The sequence below is a fragment of the Dietzia sp. IBK-p2-15D genome, from assembly GCF_057773105.1.
Genome location: NZ_JBYMTK010000019.1, coordinates 1 through 7,306 on the forward strand (window position 1 = coordinate 1; position 7,306 = coordinate 7,306).

General features: G+C 66.5%; 6 protein-coding genes and 1 pseudogene. All 7 read right to left on the bottom strand.

Translation table 11 applies throughout. The features are described from left to right. Positions 1-314: 314 nt before the first annotated feature. A complete protein-coding gene (locus AC3DEV_RS16580) occupies positions 315-1,094 on the bottom strand; it encodes an SDR family NAD(P)-dependent oxidoreductase (RefSeq protein ID WP_488372797.1) in 780 nt (259 codons plus the stop codon). Beyond that, positions 1,091-1,912 carry an ABC transporter permease gene (locus tag AC3DEV_RS16585; RefSeq protein WP_488372798.1) on the bottom strand — a complete coding sequence of 274 codons (822 nt, stop codon included), beginning with the start codon at positions 1,910-1,912 and terminating at the stop codon, positions 1,091-1,093. Before AC3DEV_RS16585 ends, AC3DEV_RS16580 begins: the two co-directional genes overlap by 4 nt. Before the next feature lie 3 nt (positions 1,913-1,915). Further along, positions 1,916-2,929, bottom strand: coding sequence for an ABC transporter substrate-binding protein (locus tag AC3DEV_RS16590; protein ID WP_488372799.1), 1,014 nt, complete (start codon positions 2,927-2,929; stop codon positions 1,916-1,918). A 7-nt stretch (positions 2,930-2,936) separates the two neighbouring features. Next, positions 2,937-3,713 carry an ABC transporter ATP-binding protein gene (locus AC3DEV_RS16595; protein ID WP_488372800.1) on the bottom strand — a complete coding sequence of 259 codons (777 nt, stop codon included), beginning with the start codon at positions 3,711-3,713 and terminating at the stop codon, positions 2,937-2,939. Between the two features lie 100 nt (positions 3,714-3,813). Further along, positions 3,814-5,085, bottom strand: a complete 1,272-nt coding sequence (locus tag AC3DEV_RS16600) for a sulfotransferase family protein (protein WP_488372801.1) — start codon at positions 5,083-5,085, stop codon at positions 3,814-3,816. Positions 5,086-5,161: 76 nt separating this feature from the next. Continuing rightward, complete coding sequence (locus AC3DEV_RS16605) at positions 5,162-6,322, bottom strand: hypothetical protein (protein ID WP_488372802.1); 1,161 nt, start codon at positions 6,320-6,322, stop codon at positions 5,162-5,164. 825 nt (positions 6,323-7,147) lie between these two features. Continuing rightward, positions 7,148-7,306, bottom strand: a pseudogene (locus tag AC3DEV_RS16610) (AAA family ATPase); the annotation flags it as partial.

The following is a 7,306-nucleotide window of genomic DNA, read 5'->3' on the forward strand; positions in this document are numbered from 1 at the left end:
GGGTGTAGACCGGCCATCTTTCGCTGAGCGGGGTATCCACGATCCATGGACGCGAGATGTCTACCATGCGTTCTTCCTCCTCGTAAATGTGACCTACGCCTCAAAGTAAACTCTATAAGGCGACTATATTGCAATAGATTAATTGTTGGAGTTTGGGTAGCGGTCGATGGGTGGAGCCAGGCACTCCATTGTCAGGGGAGTTGAATGTCGGTTCGTCGCCACTGGCCAAGCTGGCAACCGCTTGCTCGAGGGGTGCGCGGGGAAGCGCGAGGTCTGCATGCGGTCCGCCGTCACTGGATGTGGTCTTCCTCAAGTCAGACCGTGAGCGTCCATCCGCCGTCAATTGTGAGTAGAGCACCATTGATGAACGATGCCGAGGGCGAGAGCAGGAAAAGCGCAGGAAGCGCGATCTCCTCGGGGGTGGCGAGGCGTCCCAGAGGGACCCGTTCGAGCGCGGCGCGGCCGACATCGCTATCGAGGAACGCGCCGTGTCCCGAACCAGATGCCATCCCCGGAACTCCCTCCAGACGCGGAGTGTCGGTCATCCCGGGCGCCACGGCGTTCGCCCGCAGCTGGTCGGCGCGGCAGGCGGCGAGATAGCGCGTGTAGCCTGCGACGGCAGCCTTGGCGGCGGAGTACCAGTCACAGTTGGCCCCCTGCAGGTTGCCTGCGGTGGACGAGACGTTGACCACGGCCCGGTCTGACCCTGCCCCGCTGAGCCATTCTTCGGTCACCTGCCGCATCCCGCCGACGGCGATACGCATCGCGTGGTCGAACCCCAGGTCGTCGAGTGAGGACGGGCTGGCGCAGTTGACGAGGTAGCGCGCGGGACCCAGGTCGGCCGTCGTTCGCTCCAGCGCGGCACGGACCTGTGCCAGATCAGAGATGTCCGCGGCGCACGACGTCGAGGAGCCTCCGGCCGCGACGACGTCTGCTGCCGTGGCGGCGGCCGCCTCGGGGTCGAGGTCCCACGCCGAGACCCGAAGCCCCTGGGCGGCGGCGCACCGTGCGGTGGCCGCACCGATGCCGCGTCCGGCGCCGGTGACGATGAGGACGTCACCGGGCCGGAAGCCGAACTGCACAGGGGCCGTCATGTCTGCCACCGGAGCAGGCGCGACTCGAGCGTTGCCATCCCGTAGTTGACGAGCGCGCCCATGACGGCCAGGACCAGCATGATCGCGTAAGCCGACGCCATGTCGTAGGAGCCTGCAAAGCCGGCGATGAGCTGACCGAGCCCGACCTCGGCGGCAAGGAGCTCGGAGGCGACGACGCCCAGGAGTGCGTAGATCAGTCCCAGCCTGAGACCGGCGAAGATGGAGGGGACGGCGTTCGGCAGCACGATCTTGGACACCAACTGGAAACGGGACATTCCCATCGCCCTCGAGAGGACCACGTGCTCACGGTCGACGGCGCGGACACCGGCCTGGGTGGTGATGAGGACGACGAACACCACGATGCTGAAGGCGAGCGCGATCTTGCCGGACTGCCCGATCCCGAAGTAGACGATCAGCACAGGGGCGAGCGCGATCCGAGGCATCGCGTTGATCGCGTTGAGATAGGGATCGATGAGCTGGTTGAACCGTGGCATCAGCCCGAGGACGATTCCCAGGCCGATCCCGACGATCGCGGCTAGCAGCAGTGCCGCCAGCGTCGCCGACAGGGTCGAGACGAGTGCCGGCCACAGGTCGCCGTTCACGGCCAGCGTCCACAGGGCTCCGAACACCTCCCCGGGCGTCCTCGAGATCACCGGCGAGATCCACCCCGAGACGGCGACGGCCTGCCAGACCGCGAGGATGAGCAGGCCCACGGCGAGACGACCCACCATCAGGCCGACCCATGAGTCAACCCAGGTCTGCGTGACCTGACGCACGGGGCGCACACCGCGAGCCGCGGCAGTCTCCGCTGTCGTCATGACCTACTCGCAGACCGCAGTCACGGCGTCCTGGTACGCCGGCTGCTCGCCGCTCAGGAACTCCTCCGCGGATCCCCAGGTGGGCTCGTCCATCGCCGCGCTGCCGACCCGCTCCCTCAGGGTCGAGAGCACGGCCAGACTCGTGTCCGCTGGCAGCCCCGTCCATCGGGACAGGCTCTCTACGGCGGCGTCCTCGTTGGCCGGGTCGTTGATGGCGTCGTACGCCTCCACCACGGCGGCGCAGAACGAGGCGGCTGTGTCGCCGTCCGCGAACTGGTCGGACGCGATGAAGTAGACACCGCTGACCGGGCCGGTGGCGTGCTCGGCCATATCCTCGGCCGTGACGACGGTCCGGAAGGCGTCCTCCCCGAGCATCTGGGTGATCGGGTCATAGGCGAGCAGCGCGTCGACCTTTCCCTCGGTGAACGCCGGGATCGACGTGGAGGGCGCACCGACGGCCACGAACGTGACGTCGTCGGCGGAGAACCCTGCGTCCTCCAGGACGGTGGTGACATAGCGCTGAGCCGGCGAACCGAGCGCAGTGAGCCCGATCTTCAGTCCCACCAGATCGGCCGCGGCGGCAGGATAGCCCGAGTCGGCGTTGGGCAGCTCGATGTCCGGGGAGACGATGACGGAGGACGAAGGGGTGACGCCGGGGATGTCGAGGATCCTCATCTCGGCCCCCTGCCCGATCGGCACCACGGCGGCATCGAGCACCCCCATTCCCGCATCGGCGCTGCCCGAGGAGACGATAGAGGTGATCTCCGGTCCGGACTTGGCCTGAACGTTCTTCACTTCCAGGCCATCGTCGGCGAAGATCCCCTGTTCGCGAGCGAACTCCACCGGCCACCACTCGAGGGCGCCCTTCGCGGTCACGAACGTCACCTCGCCCCCCGCGCCCTCAGCAGTCGTGCCGCTTCCGCCGCAGGCGCTCAGCAGACACGCGGCGGCCACGAGCCCGCCGGTCAGGGCGACCGCTGGGCTGTGGCGGCGGCCGTTCTTGGACTTCAGCATCATCAGGCTCCTAGGAATGAGGGCGGTCATGGGTGGACGAAGGTCGCTGTCCGGGTCGGTCCGAGGCGAGGATCTCGCGGATCTCGGTGTAGATCTGCAGGGCCTGCGGGTCGTGGGTGACCGTCAGGAGGTCCCGAGGGCGTGCGAAGGGCACTTCGAACTCCTTGACGATCCGCCCTGAGGCGAAGACGAGGATCCGGTCGGCCAGGGCGATCGCCTCGTTGAGGTCATGGGTGACGAAGACCGCACTGCAGCGGTCGGACCGCTTCCACAGGTCGAGGAACACGGTGTGCAGGCGCTCGCGCGTCTCGGGATCGACCGCCGAGAACGGCTCGTCCATGAGGAGCAGCTCGGGCTCGGTGGCCCAGGTGCGCGCCAACGCCACGCGCTGCCGCTGTCCTTGTGACAACTCGTTGGGGAAGTGAGTGGCGTGCTCGCCCATGTGCACCTCGGCGAGGTGCCGCTTGGCCGTCTCGCGCCGCTGGCGACGCGAGCTCGGCGTGAGCTCCAATCCGAGACACACGTTCCCCAGGGCCGTGCGCCACGGCAGCAACGCGTCCCGCGCCAGCATGTAGCCCGTGCGCTGCCGGGCCTCCAGAGGTGGCAGCCCCAGCGTTTCCACGGTCCCCTCGGTGGGTGCGACGAGCCCGGCCAACAGGTTGAGGGCCGTGGTCTTGCCGCTCCCGCTCCGACCGACGAGCACCAACAGCTCGCCAGGGCGCAATGTGAAGCTCACGTCGTCCAGTGCGACCAGATCACCGCCGCCGCGCGGACGGCGAAAAGTCACGGATGCGTGCTGTATCCGAGCGGACGCCCTGCCCGTGGTCCCCGAGCCCGGGTGGTGGTCCCGCTCGTTCTCCACTCCGGACAACTCCGCGGTCACCAGCTCACACCTCGTCGGGGATGTTGAAGTACTCCTGGTAGCGGGCGAAGACCTCGCGCTCGTGGCTGACGATCTCGTCGCTTCCGAACTCATACCGGTGGGCGGGACGGTCCGTCCGCAGGTGCGCGTCCACGTAGGTCTGCATCCTCTGACGTGCCTCGTCGGTCAACGGCAGTCCCAGGTCGCTATAGACGGACGCCACGGCGTCAACCGGGTGCCGGACAAACTCCTGATAATGGATGTTCGAGACCTGCTCCTTTGGGACGATTCCCTGCTCCAACCAGTCGATGGGCATCGTCATCCCCATTGCGGCCATATCGGAGTTCACCACCTGGTCGAGGGCACCGCTCGAGAACGGGCGGTCCGACCGCATCCAGAAGAGTGTCCCGACCAGGCTCACGACCGAGGCCACCGCCTTCACGGGATCGCGGTGGGTCCAGATGAACCGCGCGTCCGGGTAGACCTTCACGATGTTGGGCATGTCGTGCAGGGCCGCCGGGCTCTTCATCACCCAACGTTTGCGCGGGTTCTTCCACTGAAGCAGCTTGAGCACGCGCTTCTCGTATTCGTACTGGATCGTGCCGTCCTGCTGCATCATGTAGGCGGCGTACGACGGAACCTGTCCGAGCAGCATCATCCATGCGGCCGAGCGGAACGACAGGCAGTGCAGGTGGATGTTCTCGGTCGGGCCGGCACCGGAGAACTCATGCATTCCCTCGATCTCCGGTGCTACGCGGTTCCACATCCCGATCAGCTTGTCGGCCTTCTCGATGCGCGGGTCGCTGTCGTATGTCGAGGCCTCCGGCGGCGGGCACGGGAAGAAGGTCTCCCAGTTCGTCAGCGTGCCGTTGTCCGGGTCCTCGCCGAGGATCGACTGGAGGAACGAGGTGCCGGTGCGGCCCTGGCCGACGATGTAGATCGGGTTCTCGATTACCTCGTCGTCGATCTCCGGGTGCCTCTTGTAGGTGTCCTCCACCTGCAGGCGCGCCTCCAGGAAGTAAATAAGGTCCGACCTGGTCATCAACCGCCCCATGAGGTTGAGGTCGGCCTCCTTGTTCACCCCGTCGACGAACACCGAGAACGGCTCGCGCCAGTCGTCGTCACCGAAGTCGGACAGCCCGGTGTTCTCGACGGCCGCCCTGATCAGCGACTCCTCGTCGATCGGGACCACGCTCTCAAGATCGAGGTACGTCCCCTCCTCGTTGATTCGCTGGACCCACTCCGGACGGCTTTGCGGACGCCAATCGGACTTACGCTCGAAGGTTGACTGAGACATGCTGGCTCCTCGGGTTGGCGAGCGGACATCCCGCCCGCTGCTGGATGGATGACGGTCAGGTCGGTGGCTGGAGTGCTCAGTGGCCCATCAGGGCCATCACGCTGTCTCGCCGGTAGGTGAGGTTCTCGGAGCGCTCATCGGGGGAGACTCGCGCCATGGTCGTCGGCAGATGCTCGGCCAGCTCGCTGACCTTCACGACGGTGAGGCGGGGCGGGACGGTCTCGCTGACGCAGCGGTAGTTCCGTGCGACCAGCGTTCCGGAGAGGTTGCCGCAGGGATCGAGCCAGTTCGCGAAGCCGGGGTCCTCGAGACAAAGCACCGCGTGCACCTTGCCGTCTGCACCGATGTCGGCTCGCCGCATGTTCAGGTCGGTCTGATGGTGGAGGAAGTCCAAGGGCCGCGACCACACGTCGCCCACCTGGAATCCCCAGTAAGCCGAGTCCGGCGCATCCCACTCGACGACGATCGCCTCGTCGGCATCGATCTCGAACACCGCGGAGCAGTACGTAGTCGAACGGCTGCCGATGAGCTCCGTCGCCACGCTCGCACCAGGCATCGCGGCCCACGCGTTCTTGCTGCCGCCGGCCCAGCGGATGTAGGTGTCGTAGAGTCCGACGGTGAACACCTGGGTGAGATAGACGATGAACTGTGCGGCCGAGTCGATGGCCGCCGCGATCGGATCACCGGAGCCCAGGGGCGCCAGGTCCGTGGGTGAGTCGATCACCTCGATCCGCATTTCGCCGAGGTCGTCGTTCCAGTCACCGACGATGCGGCGCAGGAGCAGGAAGTTCCGGTCGGAGTCCTCGGCGAGCTCGATCCAGTTGCCCGACTGCGTGGTCGAACTCAGGATCACGTCGAACGTGCCGTCTTCGCCGATCTCGAAGGCCTCGTGGAAGTCGTAGTTGCCGATCTCCTCGGAACGGGAATCCCCCAGCAGGTGGTTGTGCACCTGCAGCAGCAACAGGGCGACGTCGCCGAGGCGACCGGTGAGCCGGTAGGTGCGGCGGCCGTCGAGGAACAGGCCGCCGTACTGGAAGTCCTGGACCGACTGTCCGAGGTGGTACAGGTTGTGGTGCCAGGTCGTGTGCCATCCCACCTCGGGCCAGTCCCCGTTGACCCCGTTCACCACGGGCTGCACGGCGAAGTTGTAGGCCATGGCCTGTGCCTCGACCAGCGTCGCGTAGGCCTGACCGCGCAGGTGCGGCTCGTTCTTGAACCGGTCGGTCGCCTCGAGCATCTCTCGGCATTCCTCGGCTGCTGCTTGATAGCGCGACCATGCCTCCCGCAGCCCTGAACCGTCGTTACTGTTCCGCGCCAGATCCATGTGCGCTACTCCCTTGCCTAGTGATGTGGCTCACGTTCTTTCCGATGTGACACACACCATAGTCTTACCCTCGACTATTTGTACATAGGTTATTTAGTAATAGATGTCATGGCCAGGCATATCGGTCGAGATCCTGTGACGACGCGATCTGAATTCGTGGATGGGCAAAGGCCTCCCGGTGTGGGCGCGGGCGGCCGAACGCTACGACCCGACATCGCTGGCGGACGGCTAGTTGGCTTGACCCCGGACCAGCTCGCCTCCGAACGGGCCACCGCCGGGGCACGGCCTGAGGTGGTCGATGGGCTCCCACATAGCGGGGTAGACACTGCCCACGTGGAGACGACTCCCGGACCTTGGGGTGAGATCGAGAAATCACCAGAGATCGGGTGAGAAGCCTGGCCCGGTAGCTGTCCAGCCCCATCGCGATCCGGTCGCCGTTTCGGCGGCAGGGCCGCTTGGTGGGCGAGGTAGGAGGCGGTGAGGTCGTCCACGTCCACCGTGGGCGCCTGCGCGGTGTCCTCGTCGGGCGAGGTCGGCAGTTCGTCAGGGGTGGCGGTGAGCCGGGCCGCGAATTCGGGATCGCCCGTCGCGGTTGCTGGTGGGGGAGTAGGCAGGGCGCTCCGGCCACTGCCTGCGGTGGTCACGTGACGTAGGCGGCGGGCGATGGACGGCACCGGGGGAGTCTGCGGTTTCGAGGTTTACTGTGGCCTGGGTCCGGAGTTCGCGCGGATCGTGGCCGGCCTCTACCGCAGACGGCGCCAGACCGATGACGTTTCGGCCGCTGTCCTGCCAGGTGCGGGCGACCAGTTTCATGCTCGCGGTCTTGCCGGTACCTGCTGGCCCGACCCCGGCGGCGACGAGGCCGGCTCCTCCCTTCAGGAGGAGCCGGCCTCGTCG

Bases quoted from the DNA above. Each gene is read 5' to 3' on its own strand.
- AC3DEV_RS16580 (WP_488372797.1), bottom strand. From the start codon at position 1,094: ATGACGGCCCCTGTGCAGTTCGGCTTCCGGCCCGGTGACGTCCTCATC.
- AC3DEV_RS16605 (WP_488372802.1), bottom strand. From the start codon at position 6,322: ATGCTCGAGGCGACCGACCGGTTCAAGAACGAGCCGCACCTGCGCGGT.
- AC3DEV_RS16585 (WP_488372798.1), bottom strand. From the start codon at position 1,912: ATGACGACAGCGGAGACTGCCGCGGCTCGCGGTGTGCGCCCCGTGCGT.
- AC3DEV_RS16590 (WP_488372799.1), bottom strand. From the start codon at position 2,929: ATGATGCTGAAGTCCAAGAACGGCCGCCGCCACAGCCCAGCGGTCGCC.
- AC3DEV_RS16600 (WP_488372801.1), bottom strand. From the start codon at position 5,085: ATGTCTCAGTCAACCTTCGAGCGTAAGTCCGATTGGCGTCCGCAAAGC.